Source organism: Brachyspira innocens ATCC 29796, from assembly GCF_000384655.1.
In the GTDB taxonomy this organism is placed as follows: Bacteria; Spirochaetota; Brachyspiria; order Brachyspirales; family Brachyspiraceae; genus Brachyspira; species Brachyspira innocens.
Map to the genome: position 1 here is coordinate 1 of NZ_ARQI01000109.1, position 17,333 is coordinate 17,333.

Genomic DNA, 17,333 nt, shown 5'->3' on the forward strand with positions numbered 1-17,333 from the left:
ACAACACAACACAACACAACACAACACAACACAACACAACACAACACAACACAACACAACACAACACAACACAACACAACACAACACAACACAACCATCTAATCTAATATTTCTATTTTTCAATAAAATCAATCTTTATTTTTTAGCTATAAAAACATATTCCCATAATATTATCTTTATTAATATAGAAAAACACTATTTATTAATATCTTATATAAAAATAATTAATATAAATATTTTAGGAGAATAAATTATGAAAAAATTACTATTTATTATTGTATTGATTATAAGTTTATTTTCTTTATCCTGTAATCATAATAAGTTAAACTCTTCATTAACCAGTTCTATTGGTAAAGTTGGTGAAATAACAGTTAATCCACTTGGGGTTACACCATTATCAGCAGTTTATACAACAGCAACGGTGAATGCTACGCCCATAACAGTAACAGTTAAAGGTCTTTATGGAGAGCCAGACATAATACACACTTATCCAGCAGGTTATGGTACAGAGTTCGAGATACATGGTATGTTTCCAGAGTCTCAAAATACTATTGAAGTTAATGACGGTGGAAGAATTATAACTAAAAATGTTTATGTAGAATCTTTACCAAATGGAATACAAAAAAAATATGATGTAGCAGTTAATAATTTGCCAGAAGAAAAATATCCTAATAATCCTGAGTTATATTTTGTTAGTCCTAATCAAAATTGGAGTGGTTGGAAAGGTGTACTAGGAATATCTGATAATGGATATATAAGATATGCTAATACAATTATTACATATTTTTCAAAAATACATATTAACAATTCAAAAATATCATTTTTTGATACTTATGAAGGAGGAGATACAAATCCTGGCTTATATGATTTGTTTGGTAATAGAATTATAAAATATCCAACTATTGCACACCATGATGTTATAAAAGTTGATAATAATTACATTTACTTATCAATTTCAACTTGGGGATCAGGGGATAGATTAGTAGAAATGAATAGTTATGGTTCTAAAGTAATAGAATTAAGTTTTGGTAAATTAATACAAAATACATTAGACTTGAAAACATATCCTGAAGATGAGGAAGTATTTAAAAAGATAGTATTTGGAGATGATGTAAATAATATCTATGTAGATAGTAGTGGACAGCAAAAATTGATAGATTGGTTTCATGCAAATTCTTTAGTTTATGATTCATCAACTGATATTTTATATGTTTCTTCAAGAGAAAGAGGAGTATTGGCTATAAATTATAGTGAATGGAGATTAATTTGGTGGATGGCTGATGATTCTTTATTGTCAACGGGTAATTATAAACCTTATCAAGTTTATTTTAGAGATTTAAAATCATTGGAACCATACAGAGTAAAAGGTGATGTAATAAATGATGGGCCAAAAAATCAGCATGCTTTATTTTTACATAAAAATGGTAATTTAGGTATGTTTGATAATCAGGGAGATAAAGCAACTAATCCTAATGGTTCAAGATATGTAGAATATAAAATAACTGGTACTCATGGAAATTATACAGCTCAAAAAGTTTATGAGTATAGAGATAGTTCTTTATATTCTAGAATAATGTCTGATGTAGATTTTACAGGTGAAAATTATCAAAATTTATTGTTAACATATGCAGATCCTACTGCTAGAATTTTGGAAGTAGAAAAAAATACAAAAAATGTTTTATTTAGGGTTGATTTACCATTTTATACTTACAGAGTAGAAAAAATGCCATTATATTATGATGAAGGCAGAGTTTATTCAGAGGACTGCAACTTAAAAAATCCTAATTGATTTTAATTTGATTAAATGAAATTAAGGCTTGATTACAGTAATGTAGTTGAGCCTTTTTATTTCATTTTTAATATTATTGTACGAGTAAATTTTTGTAATGAATATCCAACTTTTTTAATTAATTCTTTTAGTGTTCAAGTTTACATTATAATAGCAGTTTATTTTTTTTCAATAAAATAATGTAATTTTTTAAATTTGGTATTTTATATGCTAAAAACATTATTTTTATTTTTTAAAAAAGTTTAATATAGGTATGGTATGTATTAAAAAAACATGTAAAAATCAATTGACAATTTATGTAATTTGTGTTATAATCCAAAACTGTAAAATTTTCACCAAAATTTAAAAAATAGGGTATGTGTATGAATTATGAAATATTAGCTGAAAATGCCCGCTTTTTTACAATATCAGCGGCAATACTCACATTGGCTTTCGCATTCTATTTTTATAAATGGATGCGTAAACAGGACGAAGGTAATGAAACTATGAAAGAAATAGCTTCGCATGTACGCTCTGGTGCTATAGCTTATCTTAAACAACAGTATAAAGTTATAGCTTTCTTCTTTGCAGGAGCTTTTATTATTTTTGCTATTCTTTCTTATGCATTAAAAGTGCAGAACCCTTTCATTCCTATAGGTTTTTTAACAGGCGGTTTCTTCTCAACTCTTTCTGGTTTCTTGGGTATGAAAACTGCTACTTATGCATCTGCTAGAACTGCTAATGCAGCAAGCAAATCATTAAACGAAGGTTTAACAATAGCTTTCCGTTCTGGAGCTGTTATGGGACTTACTGTTGTAGGTCTTGCTTTGCTTGACATCTCTTTATGGTTTATAGTGTTAAATTTATGGCTTGATAATAGTCTTTTCGGTACAGACTTCCTTAATTTGGCTTCTACTGGAATAACCAAAGGTACTGCTGAATATACTGCTGCTAAAATGCACTTTGTAACTACTACAATGCTTAGCTTTGGTGTAGGTGCTTCTTTCCAAGCATTATTTGCACGTGTTGGAGGCGGTATATTTACTAAAGCTGCTGACGTTGGTGCTGACTTGGTTGGTAAAGTTGAAGCTGGTATACCTGAAGATGACCCTAGAAACCCTGCAGTTATAGCTGACAACGTAGGCGATAACGTAGGTGACGTTGCTGGTATGGGTGCTGACCTTTACGAATCTTATGCTGGTTCTATACTTGCTGCTATGAGTTTGGGTTCTGCTGCTTTCGGATATATTAACCCTGATGTAAGCCCAATATATGCTGTATCTCTTCCTATGATACTTGCTGCTATTGGTACTCTTTCTTCTATAATAGGTGTATTCTTCGTTAAAACTAAAGAAGGTGCTACTATGGGAGAATTATTAAAATCTTTAAGAGTTGGTGTTTATATAAGCAGTGCTATTATTATAGTTGTTTCTTTCCTACTTGTAAAAGCACTTCTTCCAAACAATTTGGGATTATTTGTTTCTATCATTGTAGGACTTATAGCTGGTAACGTAGTTGGTTTCTTCACAGAATATTATACAGCTGCTGAATACAAACCTACTCAATGGGTAGCTGAACAATCTAAAACTGGTCCTGCTACTGTTATTATAGGCGGACTTGCTGTAGGTATGCAGTCTACTTTAATACCTGTTGTTACAGTTGTTATCTCTATAATGTTAGCATTTGGTTTTGCTGGCGGTTTCGGTGCTGAAGCTTCTTCTTTCTCTCAAGGTTTATACGGTATTGCTTTGGCTTCTGTTGGTATGTTATCTACTTTAGGTATCACATTAGCTACTGATGCTTATGGTCCTATAGCTGACAATGCAGGCGGTAATGCTGAAATGTCTGGTCTTCCAGAAAGTGTTAGAGAAAGAACTGATGCTTTAGACTCTTTAGGTAACACTACTGCTGCTACTGGTAAAGGTTTCGCTATATGTTCTGCTGCTTTAACTGCTATGGCTTTGATTGCTGCTTATATTGAGGAAATTAAAACTTCTTTGGGAAGAATGATTAACTCTGGTAATCTTACTTCTATAGATATAGGTACTGTTCAATATACTGCTAACAGTGCTAAAGAATTATATGACAAAGTTGTTTATAGTTTGGGTATGAATGAGTTTATGAATGCTTTCAATATTCACTTGATGAACCCTAAAGTATTAATAGGTATATTTATCGGTGCTATGTTAGTATTCTTCTTCTGTGCTTTAACTATGAAAGCTGTAGGACGTGCTGCTGCAGGTGTTGTAGAAGAAGTTAGAAGACAGTTCAGAGAAATTAAAGGCTTACTTGCCGGTGAAAAAGGCGTAAAAGCTGATTATGAAAAAGCTGTTCAAATCTGTACTAAATCAGCTCAAAAAGAGATGATTGTTCCTTCTGTACTTGCTATAATAGTACCTGTTGTAGTTGGTTTCTTATTCGGAGTACCTGCTGTTATAGGTATGTTAGTAGGCGGTTTGACTGCTGGTTTTGCTATGGCTGTTATGATGTCTAATGCCGGCGGTGCTTGGGATAATGCTAAAAAATACATTGAAGCTGGTAATTTAGGCGGTAAAAAAATCATAGATCCAAAAACTGGAGAAAAAATTACTAACCCTAACCATGCTGCTGCTGTTATAGGTGATACAGTTGGTGACCCATTCAAAGATACTTCCGGACCTTCAATTAACATTCTTATCAAATTAATGAGCTTGATAAGTGTTGTATTTGCTGGTGCAATAGTAGCTTTCTCACCAAAAATTCAGGCTTTATTAGGTATAGCTGATCAAATTATTAAGTAATTAATTTATTTAATATACAAGCTGTCTGACTTTAATTAGTTAGGCAGCTTTTTTTATTTAAATATGAACTATAATTCTTTTTATTATACAATAATTATTAAATAATGGTAATTTCATATTTATTTATTTATTTATTTATTTATTTATTTATTTATAATACTAATCGTACTTAATATTATTAATTTTGAGGTAATTTATGAAGTTAATATGTATTTTTATGATTATTTTAACATTATTCAATTTATCAGCATGTACAAAACATGAATACTCGGTATATTATCCAAGCACTCCAGAAACTCCAAGCACTCCAGAAACTCCTTCTATTTATGAAGATATTAATTTTATGTATTTAGATAGTAATTATACCTCTGTAGAAAATAAAACAGATATTATGTGTATATTTTTTAAAGATATTGAAGATATGGTAATTTTTTCAGAAAAAGAAAATGATAATGAGTATTTAGTTTCTGTAATATTAAAAAATAATACTTCTGTTTTAATGAGATATAAAAATAAAAAAATATTTCCTGAAACAATTAGTTTTTATAAAAATAGTACCATAATAAAAGGATTGGTAAAAATGGATTTAGTTAAATATAATAATATTGATGTTACATTTTATATGAATGATACAATGGAGTTAATATCCTGTATAGAACTAAAAAATGATATAAAAAATTATAAAGAAAATTTTAATTTAGATAAAGATGAAAATTATAATCTTAATATAATGATGAATAGTTTATTCATATTAAATTCAATTAATAATCATATTACTAATAATGGACAATTTCAAGCAAGAGCTGGATTTGGTCTCATATTTCAAGCATTAGGTACAATAGTAACAGGTATAGCAGAAGGGATAATGGCTGCTGTTGGAATTCTGGTTGGATTAAGTATAGTAACTGCAATTATTGTTGTTCCATTAATTAGTTTAATTACGGATTCTGCTAAAAAAGCTTTAGAATCAAAAAAAGTTGATGAACAATTTGTTATAAATTATAGAAATAGTTCTGCTGTAATATTGAAAGATAATCAGGATATTGTATTTGATGGTGATTCATTTATTGTTAATAATGTTCTTAATTTGGTGATCCCCATAAAATCTGATTTAGCACCTATAAGATGGTATATAAAACACAAGCCTGATAGTATGAGTTATGCACAAATTGGTCAATATTTTTTGTTTAAAAATTATAATAATAATCCTATATCAATTAAACCAGATGGTTTGATAGTTAATCTTTTAGTTTCAGGAGGAATGTCAGAGGCTACATTTTATATAAAAAATGAAAAAATACAAAATTTGCCGGACGGAGAATCTATAATTATATGTTTTGAATTTCCAAAATATTCTATAGTTAATGGATATTATACTGATAATTTATGTATTGAAATAAAATAATTATAGTTTAATATATTAATAATTGGAGTGATACTTATGAAAATAATTAAATATTTTTTATTTGTAAATATTTTAATTATAACTATTACATATACTGCATTTGCTAGTTTAGAGATAAATTTTAATGGTCATTATGGAATTGCTTTTCCATTTAATTCTATAAAAGTAAATGATAATTATAAAAATACTATTTATGATAGTGTTGATGGTACTTTAGGTTTTGAAGGAACTTTGTTTTTCCAAATAGGAAATTATTTTAAATTATTTGAAGATGATTATACAAGCATTATTAAAGGTGTGAGTTTATTTGGAGATATTGGTTTTAGTATTAATGCTTTGATGTCTGATTATAAAGAAAATAATATAAAATATACAGAGATACTTGGATTTTATTCTATGCTGGTTGGAGCTACTGTAAAGTTAAATTTCAGTAAAATGTCTATAGGATTAGGTACTGGAATAATAGCTCCTTTATATGCTATGGTTGCTTCAAGTAAATACGGAGGGGTTATGGCAGCACCTGATGATTTGAATAATTGGAATGTTAATGATATGAGAAATCTATTTAAAGTTCCAATAATGCCTTATATAAAACTTACTGTTGAAGGGTTTATATATTTAGTTCCTAATTTTGCTGTTACTCTTGGAGGCTATATGATGTATAATTTTGGTATGCAGTACAAAACAGATGTTGTGAATAATAATTTAGGTAATAATATATATAATAAATATAATTTTTCTTCTCTTTCTATCGGATTAGTTTTAGGTATATCTTTGGGCAGATATAATTGATATATTCTTATTTTAGTTTTTATATGAAATTATTAAAAAAAATTTACTTTATACTCTATAAAAGTAAAAAAAATATATTTTTATTTGACTTTATGTGATTATAATTTATAATATATCTCTAAAATAATCAAAAAGTATTCGCTTCTATTTAGAATACTATTTCAACTATTTTTTATTAAAATTCTATTATTAATAATTATTGTTAATTTTTTATAAAAAGGAAAATATATGAAAAAAATTCATTCTATAAGAGTAAAAATGCCTATAGCAATTAGTATTTTAAGTACAATATTTTTAGTTTTAATAGTTGCTATATTATCATACAGATCTCATATTATTATTAAAGATTCTACATTGAATGGATTTAATAATACAGTTAATGGTTATAAAGATATGCTTGATGTTTGGCTTGATGATAATAGGAATTTAATAGAAACTTATGCTGTATCTCCTATAGTAAGAAGTTATCTTCTAAATAGAAATGTAGATATTAGAAGTACACTTACAGAGTTTGAAGCTATTAATGAATATGTGCTTGATATAGGTATTACAGATATTAATGGCATAATTTTAGATAATGTTAATAATGTAAAAATAGGTGAAAATATAACAACGGTAAGACCTAATATTTTAAATATATTAAAAAACAATAATAATAAAGCATCTTTTGATGATGGTATACAAAGATCAAGTGCTGATAACAAATGGTCACTTGCAGCTATTTCTGGTGTTAATTATAATGGGGAATATATAGGAAATGTGTATATGATTTTAGATTGGGAGGAGCTTGCTGTAAAACTTCAGGATTTGAAATTACCTGAAAGAACTAGAATATTTGCTATTGATGATGACAATACTGTTGTATTGGATACTAAAAATGAAATTAATACAAAGGCAAATGAGGCTTATGGAGAAATTATAAATAGCGGTTTATCTTCTGGTATTATGAATTATATATCTTCTGTAAGTAATGATCCAAGAACAGCAGTTTACAGCAGACTTCAAAATTTATCTTGGTATTTAATTATGGCTATGGACGATAATATTATTTATAAAGATAATAATGATTCTATTATAATATCTATAGCTGTATGTATTTTATCAATTATATTTATCAATATATTTGCTTTTATTTATATTAAAAGAGTTACCCACCCTCTAAAAGTATTAATGAGTCATGCTACTAGTATATCAGAAGGAAATATTAGCATAAATACTAAAAGTACTTATGCTAAAGACGAGTTTGGAGAATTAGAGAGGGTTTTTGATATTATGAGCAGCAGGTTGGCAGAGGTTGTTTATAATGTTAATAATGCCTCCAAAGAGATAATGGCAGCAGCAGAAAATATGATGGAAAGCAGCAGTGAATTATCAGCAAGGACAGATATTCAATCATCTAGTTTAGAAGAAACAGCATCTAGCATTGAAGAAATGGTTTCTAATATAAAGATTTCGGCTGAGAATTCTATACATGGTAAGGATATGATGTCAGAGTCTATTACATTTATTGAAGATGCAGCAAATATTATATCTCAAACTGCTTCAAATATAGAAGAGGTTTATCAATCAAGCGAGAAAATAAAAGACATTACAAAGATTATTGAAGATATTGCTTTTCAAACTAATATACTTGCTCTTAATGCTTCTGTAGAGGCAGCAAGAGCTGGAGATCATGGTAAAGGTTTTGCTGTTGTTGCTTCTGAAGTAAGAAATCTTGCCCAAACTACTCAGGCTTCTGTAAAAGATATTACAGCATTAGTTGATAATACTTCAAGTAAAATAGATGTTGCAACAAATACTGCTAAGCAATCGCAGGATATATTTGCAAAACTTCAAAATAAAGTATTAGAAACTTCAAAGCTAATGGAAGATATTACTTCAAATGCCCTAGAACAGCAGTCTGGAACTAATCAAATAAGTACAGAAGTTAATAATATGGAAACTGCCACTACTCAAAATGCTGCTTTGGCTGAAAACTCAAGTGAAATATCAAAAAGCTTAGTTGAAAAGGCTAGATTTTTAGAGAGCAGTATTGAGTTTTTTAAAATTTCTAATAGTTAATAATATACTTATTGCAAAAAAATAATTAATATTTAACTATTTTTGTTTTTATAATTTCAATTTCGTATTACCAAGTTATTACATAATAATAAGCTTATACAACCAACTTGTCAACTACTTTTGGAATAACTCTATTATAAAGATATCTCTTTTTTACCAGTTAATTTGAAAAATATTATTATAGATATAACTGTTGTAATTGTCAGTATTGTAGCAAGTGCAGCAGCAGGTCCATATGTTCCCTGAACAACAGCCTGATAAATTGCAATTGACATAGTCCTAGATTTTACTACATATAATATAACAGAAGAACTAAGTTCATTGATTATTGTTATCCAGCTTAATACGGCACCTGATAAAACTCCCGGAAGCATCATAATTAATGTTATTTTATAAAATGTTTTGATAGGAGAAGCTCCCAAACTTATAGAAGCCTCTTCATAACTATTATCTATTTGATACAATATTGCAGAGCTAGATCTTAAAGTATAAGGCAGTCTTCTTATAGATAATGCTATGATAATGATAATGGGAGTTCCGCTTAATACTAAAGGAGGTTTATTAAAGGCTAAAAGAAGAACTATTCCCAAAATAGAACCTGATATTATATACGGAAGCATTGATATTGTATCTATTATATCAGTAATAATATTTTTTCTCTTTGTAGAAACATATGCCAAAAGTACTGATATTATAATAACTATTAATATGCTTGCAAAGCCATATAGGTATGTATTTTTTATAGCAGAAGAAAATGAATCAAAAATTGTTTTGTAGCTTTCCAAAGAATAACCTTTAAGAAATATAGTTCTGTTCGTTTTCAAAAAAGAAGTATATATTACAGTAATCTGAGGAAGTATAGAGGCTATTACTATAATATATAAAAAAGCATATAGTAATACAGCTTTTATTCCTTTTATTTTTTTAGGCTTTATTGTATTAATAGATTTCATAGAAAAAGATTTTTTATTAATATAATACTTCTGAGTTAAAAACATTATAGTAGTTATAAATACCATTAATGTTGCCATAGCAGCAGAAAAATTAGCATTTCCTCCAACTTCATTAATAAACTCCGAGTATATTAAAGTAGGTATAGTTCTATATCCTTCTCCAATTAACATAGGGGTTCCGAAATCTGATAAAGCATTCATAAATACTATTAAAGAACCTGCAAGTATTGTAGGTGTTATTAAAGGCAGTATAATACTAGTAATTTTTTTAAAAGAAGAAGCTCCCAAACTCTCTGAAGCCTCTATCAAAGAAGAATCCATTTTTCCCAAAGCACCTGAAACATACATAAATATAAAAGGATATAGTTTTAATGTAAAAACTAAAAGTATTCCTGCAAATCCGTATATGTTTGGTATTTTTATTCCTAAAGTTTCAAATGATTTTGTTATAACTCCGTTTCTTCCTAAAAGCAGTATCCAAGAGTAAGCACCTATAAATGCAGGAGACATCATTGATATTATTATTAATATTTCTAAAAATCTTTTGCCTCTTATTTGATAAATGGTCATAAAATATGCCATCATAGTACCTATTATGATAGTTAATATTGTTACAGATATTGTTACAGTGAAGCTATTTATTAAAGATTTATAATAGTATTTCTTTGAAAAAAATATTATAAAATTTTCTAAAGTCCATTTTCCAGTTTCAGAACTTTTAAAGGCACTTACAAATAAATATAATAAAGGATATACTATAAATATAGAAAATATAACAGCAATTATAATAGTAACAATATTCCAAAAATTAAGATATTTATTCATGTTTATTAGTCCCTATTCATAATACTTATACCATTAATATCAAATATATTTATTTTTTTAATATTTGGCTTTAAATACAGAGTTTCTCCTATATCATAAACTTTTTCATCTGATGATGAGCTTTGAGAATATTCTATTGATGACTGATTATCCAATATTTCATTTTTTTCAAAGTATAATGAATAATTTATATATTTTCCTAAAAATGTTTTTGATAATATTTTCGTTTTTACAGCATTATTTTTATCATCAGATATATAAAACTCTTCTGGTCTTATAGAAACTATTACTTTATCATCATGCTTAACAGTATCAATGATATTATCAATTTCAAATTTATAACCATTTGTAAAGCATACAAATGTTTTTGAGTTTTCTTTTGATATTCTTGCATTAAATAAATTTGAATGTCCTATGAATGTAGATATAAAAGTATTTACTGGTCTTGAATATATATCTGTAGGCTTTCCTATTTGCTGTATTACTCCTTTATTCATAACAGCAATTGTATCTGATATAGCCAATGCCTCTTCCTGATCATGAGTTACATAAACGGTTGTTATTCCTATATGTTTTTGTATCTCTCTTATTACATCACGCATTTCTATTCTTAATTTAGCATCTAAATTTGATAACGGTTCGTCCATAAGAAGTACATTAGGCGATATTATAATTGCTCTTGCAAGTGCCACTCTCTGCTGCTGACCTCCTGATAAATGTTCAGGCAGTCTGTTTTGATATTCTTCTATTTTTACTATATTTAGTATTTCATCAACTTTATTTTTCATAGACTGTTTAGGTTCTTTTCTTAGTTTTAATCCGTATTCCACATTTTCTCTAACAGTCATATGAGGAAATATAGCATAGTTTTGAAATACCATTCCTATATTTCTTTTATATGCTGGTATATCATTAATTATTTCATCATCAAATTTTATTGTTCCGCTTTCTATAGAATTGAATCCTGCTATCATTCTTAATAGAGTTGTTTTTCCGCAGCCTGAAGGTCCGAGCAGTGTAAAGAACTCACCATTTTTTATTTCCAATGATAAATTAGGTATAATTGTTGTTTTATCATATTTTTTTAATACGTTTTGAATAGATATAGATACGCTCATATTATGCCTTATATAAATTTATAACATCATTATACTTTTTTTAAATATAATGATGTTATAACTATTTAATTAATAACTAGTAAATAATTCTTTAAATTTATCAAGCCATTTTTTTGTATTAGCTTCTACTACGGCAGGATCTTCAACTATAATATTTATTTGTTCCATAGGAATCATTATATCAGATTTTTCAGTATCGCCTCTTACAGGTCTTCTATTTAATTCTTTAGCAAGCATATTCTGTGCTTCTAAAGTAAGACAGTAATCTACGAATTTTTTAGCATTATCTATATGTTTTGCATTTTTTACTATACAGATAACATCAGGAGTAGATCTTACGCCCTCTTTCATATATACTATTTTTACAGGTGATCCAGACTGCATATATGTAATTCCAGCTTCTTCATATGTAAGTCCTACAGCATATTCTCCGTCAGCAACACCTTTATAAACTCCTGAAGAACCGCTTGCTAATTTACCGTCTAAGTTAGCACATAATTTGTCTACGTAGTCCCAGCCTTGTTCAGGGTCTCCTTTTCCTATAGCATAAAGTATATTTACTAAATGTTCAAAAGCTGATGAAGAAGCAGAAGGATCAGCAAATATAATTTTTCCTTTTAATTCTGGATTAAGTAAATCTTCATATCCTTCTACTTTTATATTTCCTATTAGATTTGTATTGATTATTAATATGCTAGGTACTTGACCAAATCTTGTTAGCGAACCTTCAGTATTTTTTAAGCCTTCCATAACATTGGCATCATTTGTAGATACATAAGTTTCAAATAAATCAGCTTTGTATCTTACTCCGTTTAATGAAGGCCCCCATAAAATATCTGCTACTGGATTATTTTTTTCAACTTCAATTCTTTTTATTAGCTCTCCAGTTACAGCTGTAATTACATCAACTTTAACATCAGGGTTTTGTGCTTTAAAACCATTAACCATACTATTAATAAGTTTTTCTGGGTGAGGTGTATATATCACCAAACTGTTTTCATCATTTTGAGCAGTGGTATCATTTGCCTTATTAGAGCATGAAACTGATAACATAGCAATCGATACCAATAAAAAGCATATTATTTTACTTTTCATTAGTGTTTCTCCTAAATATTTGTAATTTTGTGATTAATATTTTATTGTTAGATTATTTTTTTGTCAATATAAGTAATAAAATAATATTTCGTTTTTTACATGTTTTACATTTTTTATACATATATTTAAAATATTATTAAAAATTTAATATTTTGATGTTTATTATTTCATACTTTTTTGTTTTTCTTTTTTGTCTATTATAGATCTGTTTGCAAGCTCTTCTTTTATATCATTTATTGTAATATTTTTTTCGACCATCAATACTAGGGTATGGTACAATAAATCGGATATTTCGTATATTGTTTCTTTATTTGAATCGTTTTTAGCACCTATTATAACTTCAGTGCATTCTTCTCCTACTTTTTTTAATATTTTATCTATACCGCTGTTAAATAGGTATGTAGTATATGAGCCTTCAGTCTGATTAATTTTTCTTCCTTTTATGAGTTTATAAAGTTTATCTATAGAAAAATCTTTATAATCTTCTTTTGAGAATATATCATTAAAGAAGCAGGATTCACTTCCAGTGTGGCAGGCTGGACCATCTTTAATAACTTCTACAACTAAAGCATCATTATCGCAGTCACTTTTTATAGCTTGTATATGCTGATAATTTTTTGAAGTTTCACCTTTTCTCCATAGTTCTTGTCTGCTTCTGCTGTAGAAACAAGTTTTACCTTCATCTATACTTATTTGCAGACTTTCTTTATTCATGTATGCCAGAGTTAATACTTCTTTTGTATAGTAGTCTACGACTATTGCAGGTATTAAACCTTTATCATCAAATTTTAATTTTTCTATTTGGTCTTGACTTATATTGTTCATAAATTAAATCCTAAATTTCTGCAAATATTATTGAAAGTAATTATGCTATAATTATATTTTTTTTGCAATATTTATTAATGAAGATTTTTTAATAAAATCAGTGTTTTGGGCAAAAATATTATAAACATTAGATTTGTTTCAAAGATACTTATGTACTAGAGAAGATTAACTGCAAAATTATTTAATTTATACATTATAAAATATAATGTTTAACATTCTGAATAATTTATAGTTTGTTTATACAAATATGCAGTTCTTTTAGTTCTTTTGAGTAAGTACCTAAACAGCAAAAAAGTGTGATTTTTGGAAGTGTGCAGAGCGTTTGTAAAGCCAAAGTATAATTAAAAAATATTAAATTAGAAACATATAAATATTAACAAATTAAGTTTTAAAATAAGTCTAATTATAAGTACAATAAGTTCATTTTTTTGTAAAAAAAAGATAAAAAAGTATTAAAGCCTATTGATTTTTTTGTATAGCTGCTTTATAATGCTAGAACTTTCATAAAAGCGATTAAAGCGTATAGTATGTTTTCTCACTTTATTAATTAGGTTTAATACTATAATTGCTCAGTTTGTGAATACTGTTTCGTTTGAAGTTTTAATTTAATTAAAAAGCTGATGGTGTCAATTCGGTTGGATTGGCTTATAAAAAGAAAAAATAAAAAAATTAGAGGTTTTGTATTTTATGCCTACAATTAATCAATTAGTAAGAAAAGGTCGCAAGCGTATGATAAATAAAACAAAATCGCCTGCGTTAATGAAATGTCCGCAAAGAGAAGGTGTGTGTACTCGTGTAACAACAACTACACCAAAAAAACCTAACTCAGCTATGCGTAAAATTGCCCGTGTAAGAGTAACAAATGGTATGGAAGTTACAGCTTATATACCTGGTATAGACCATACACTTCAGGAACACAACCGTGTACTTATAAGAGGCGGCCGTGTAAGAGACTTGCCTGGTTGTCGTTATCACATAGTTCGCGGAAGCCGTGAAGCTACTGGTGTTGAAAAAAGAATGAAAGCTAGAAGTAAATATGGTACTAAGAAACCAAAGGCTTAATGGAGTAAAATAATATGGCTAGAAGAAGAAGAGCACAAACTAGAAAGATAGATGCTGATCCTGTTTACGGCAGCGTTGTTATTAGTAAGTTTATCAATAAATTAATGTATGACGGTAAAAAAAGTAAAGCTGAAAATATATTTTATAAAGCTATGGATTTAGTTAAGCAAAAAACTGGAAAAGAAGGTTTAGCTGCTTTTGAAGAAGCTATAAATAATATTAAGCCTCTTGTAGAAGTAAAATCAAGAAGAGTTGGAGGTTCTACTTATCAGGTTCCTGTAGATGTAAGACCAGACAGACAAAACTCTTTGGCTTTTACTTGGCTTATAGATGCTTCAAGAAAAAGAGGCGGAAAAAGTATGGTAGAGCGTTTATCAAATGAAATAGTAGATGCTATAGACGGAAAAGGTCAGGCAGTTGCTAAGAGAGATACAGTTCACAGAATGGCTGAAGGTAACAAAGCGTTCGCACACTTCAGGTGGTAGTTTTTAAGGAGAGAGTTTAAGTGGCACGTCAAATTTCATTAGAAAACACACGTAATATTGGTATTATGGCTCACATTGATGCTGGTAAGACTACTTTGAGTGAGCGTATTCTTTATTTCACTGGTAAGACCCATAAAATAGGTGAAGTACATGAAGGTGCAGCAGAAATGGACTGGATGGAACAGGAAAGAGAAAGAGGTATTACTATTACTTCAGCTGCAACTACTTGTTTTTGGAATGGACATAGAATTAATTTGATAGATACACCGGGGCACGTTGACTTTACTGTAGAGGTGGAAAGATCTTTGAGGGTATTAGACAGTGCAGTTGGTGTTTTTTGTTCTGTAGGCGGAGTTCAGCCTCAGAGTGAAACAGTATGGAGACAAGCTAGTAATTATAAAATTCCTAGAGCTATATTTGTTAATAAAATGGACAGAATAGGTGCTAATTTCTATGCTGTTTTAGATCAAACAAGAGAAAGATTAAAAGCTAATAGTCACCCAGTTGTTATACCTATAGGTGCAGAAAGCAATTTTGAGGGTGTTATTGACTTAGTAAATATGAAAGAAATAATTTGGGTTTCTGAAGACGGCATGAAAATGGAAGAGAGAGAAATCAGAGCCGAATTAAAAGAAAAAGCAGAAGGATACAGAAACTCATTATTAGAAGCAATTGTTGAATATGATGATGATGCTATGAATAAGTTTTTTGAAGGAGAGGAAATAGATGTTCCTACTATAAAAAGACTTATAAGAACAGCAACTTTAACAGCAGACTTCTTCCCAATGTTCTGCGGTACTGCATTCAAAAATAAAGGTATTCAAGTATTAATTAATGGAATAGTTGATTACTTGCCTTCTCCAGTAGACAGATCAGAGATAGAAGGTACTGATTTAGACGGAAATGTAGTAAAAAGAAAAATATCAGATGATGAGAAATTCAGTGCATTAGCATTTAAAATAATGACAGATCCTCACGTAGGAAAAATAGCTTTCTTCAGAGTTTACTCTGGTATATTGGAAGCTGGTTCTTATGTGTTTAATGCAACAAAAGGTAAAAGAGAGCGTATCGGAAGAATACTTCAGATGCATGCTAATAAAAGAGAAGAGATTGATACAGTATATGCTGGTGATATAGCAGCAGCAGTAGGACTTAAAGAAACAACAACAGGTGATACTTTATGTCCAGAAAATGCTCCTATAATACTAGAAGCAATCAACTTCCCAGAACCAGTAATTAATGTTGCTATAGAGCCTAAAACAAAAGGTGATAGAGATAAAATGTCAATAGCTTTATCAAGACTTGCTGAAGAAGATCCAACATTCAGAGTAACTTTTGATGAAGAAACAGGACAGACAATCATCGCAGGTATGGGTGAGCTTCACTTGGAAATTATCTGTGATAGAATGAAAAGAGAATATAAAGTTGAGGCAAATGTAGGACGTCCTCAGGTATCTTACAGAGAAGGTATTAAGAAAACAGTTGAAGTTCAAGGTAAATTTGTACGTCAGTCTGGTGGTAAAGGTCAGTACGGAGATGTATGGTTGAGAATTGGACCTAATGAGCCTAATGCTGGATTTAAATTTAATAATGAAATCGTTGGTGGAGCAGTTCCAAGAGAATATATACCTGCAGTAGAAAAAGGCTGTGTAGAGTCAATGAATACAGGTGTTCTTGCTAACTATCCTATGCTTGATGTTATAGTATCAGCTTATGACGGTTCATTCCACCCAGTAGACTCATCAGAAATGGCATTTAAAATTGCAGCTTCAATGGGATTTAAAGAAGGCTGTAAAAAAGCAGACCCTTATTTGTTAGAGCCTATGATGACAGTAGAAGTTGTAACTCCAGAAGATTATATGGGTGATATAATAGGGGACTTAGCTTCAAGAAGAGGTCAGGTTCACGGATTTACAGATAAATCAGGTTATAAATCAATCAATGCTACAGTACCTCTTGCAGAGATGTTCGGTTATACAACAAGTATAAGAAACGTTTCTCAAGGTAGAGCAAGCTACACAATGCAGTTCTCTCACTATGAGGAAGTACCTAAAAATGTAGCAGATGAGATAATCGGTGCTAGAATGGGTAATAACAAATAAGTAACTAAAAAAGTTACAAGTTAGATATAAAAATTAAATTTCCTAAAGGATAAATAATTGGA

At 29.1% G+C, this 17,333-nt stretch carries 13 protein-coding genes; 9 read left to right on the forward strand and 4 right to left on the reverse strand.

Going from position 1 to position 17,333, the window contains the following annotated elements:
* From F811_RS16860 to F811_RS0107240, 6 genes are all read left to right on the forward strand, one after another.
* On the forward strand, positions 1-250 hold a 250-nt coding region (locus F811_RS16860), incomplete at its 5' end, for a hypothetical protein (protein ID WP_211216976.1).
* A 3-nt stretch (positions 251-253) separates the two neighbouring features.
* Complete coding sequence (locus tag F811_RS0107220) at positions 254-1,789, forward strand: aryl-sulfate sulfotransferase (protein ID WP_020004598.1); 1,536 nt, start codon at positions 254-256, stop codon at positions 1,787-1,789.
* Positions 1,790-2,151: 362 nt separating this feature from the next.
* A complete protein-coding gene (locus F811_RS0107225) occupies positions 2,152-4,548 on the forward strand; it encodes a sodium-translocating pyrophosphatase (protein WP_020004599.1) in 2,397 nt (798 codons plus the stop codon).
* Positions 4,549-4,744: 196 nt separating this feature from the next.
* Positions 4,745-5,953: a hypothetical protein gene (locus F811_RS0107230; RefSeq protein ID WP_020004600.1), complete on the forward strand. Its 1,209-nt coding sequence runs from the start codon at positions 4,745-4,747 to the stop codon at positions 5,951-5,953.
* Positions 5,954-5,989: 36 nt separating this feature from the next.
* A complete protein-coding gene (locus F811_RS0107235) occupies positions 5,990-6,745 on the forward strand; it encodes a hypothetical protein (RefSeq protein ID WP_020004601.1) in 756 nt (251 codons plus the stop codon).
* Between the two features lie 228 nt (positions 6,746-6,973).
* Positions 6,974-8,806, forward strand: coding sequence for a methyl-accepting chemotaxis protein (locus F811_RS0107240; RefSeq protein WP_020004602.1), 1,833 nt, complete (start codon positions 6,974-6,976; stop codon positions 8,804-8,806).
* Between the two features lie 134 nt (positions 8,807-8,940).
* Here the strand turns inward: F811_RS0107240 and F811_RS0107245 are convergent, their stop codons facing one another.
* The 4 genes from F811_RS0107245 to hisIE form a co-directional block, all read right to left on the reverse strand.
* A complete protein-coding gene (locus tag F811_RS0107245) occupies positions 8,941-10,584 on the reverse strand; it encodes an ABC transporter permease (protein ID WP_020004603.1) in 1,644 nt (547 codons plus the stop codon).
* Between the two features lie 5 nt (positions 10,585-10,589).
* Positions 10,590-11,702: an ABC transporter ATP-binding protein gene (locus F811_RS0107250; protein ID WP_020004604.1), complete on the reverse strand. Its 1,113-nt coding sequence runs from the start codon at positions 11,700-11,702 to the stop codon at positions 10,590-10,592.
* 69 nt (positions 11,703-11,771) lie between these two features.
* The gene (locus tag F811_RS0107255) at positions 11,772-12,797 is read right to left on the reverse strand and encodes an ABC transporter substrate-binding protein (RefSeq protein ID WP_020004605.1); all 1,026 of its coding nucleotides are present in this window, start codon (positions 12,795-12,797) and stop codon (positions 11,772-11,774) included.
* Between the two features lie 162 nt (positions 12,798-12,959).
* Positions 12,960-13,622, reverse strand: coding sequence for a bifunctional phosphoribosyl-AMP cyclohydrolase/phosphoribosyl-ATP diphosphatase HisIE (hisIE, locus tag F811_RS0107260; RefSeq protein ID WP_020004606.1), 663 nt, complete (start codon positions 13,620-13,622; stop codon positions 12,960-12,962).
* 687 nt (positions 13,623-14,309) lie between these two features.
* Here hisIE and rpsL point away from each other — a divergent pair.
* Genes rpsL through fusA form a run of 3 tightly spaced genes read left to right on the forward strand, consistent with a single transcriptional unit; the run spans position 14,310 to position 17,271 of the window.
* Complete coding sequence (gene rpsL, locus F811_RS0107265; protein ID WP_020004607.1) at positions 14,310-14,684, forward strand: 30S ribosomal protein S12; 375 nt, start codon at positions 14,310-14,312, stop codon at positions 14,682-14,684.
* A 14-nt stretch (positions 14,685-14,698) separates the two neighbouring features.
* Positions 14,699-15,169 carry a 30S ribosomal protein S7 gene (gene rpsG / locus F811_RS0107270; protein WP_020004608.1) on the forward strand — a complete coding sequence of 157 codons (471 nt, stop codon included), beginning with the start codon at positions 14,699-14,701 and terminating at the stop codon, positions 15,167-15,169.
* A 20-nt stretch (positions 15,170-15,189) separates the two neighbouring features.
* Positions 15,190-17,271, forward strand: coding sequence for an elongation factor G (fusA, locus tag F811_RS0107275; protein ID WP_020004609.1), 2,082 nt, complete (start codon positions 15,190-15,192; stop codon positions 17,269-17,271).
* Positions 17,272-17,333 lie beyond the last annotated feature (62 nt).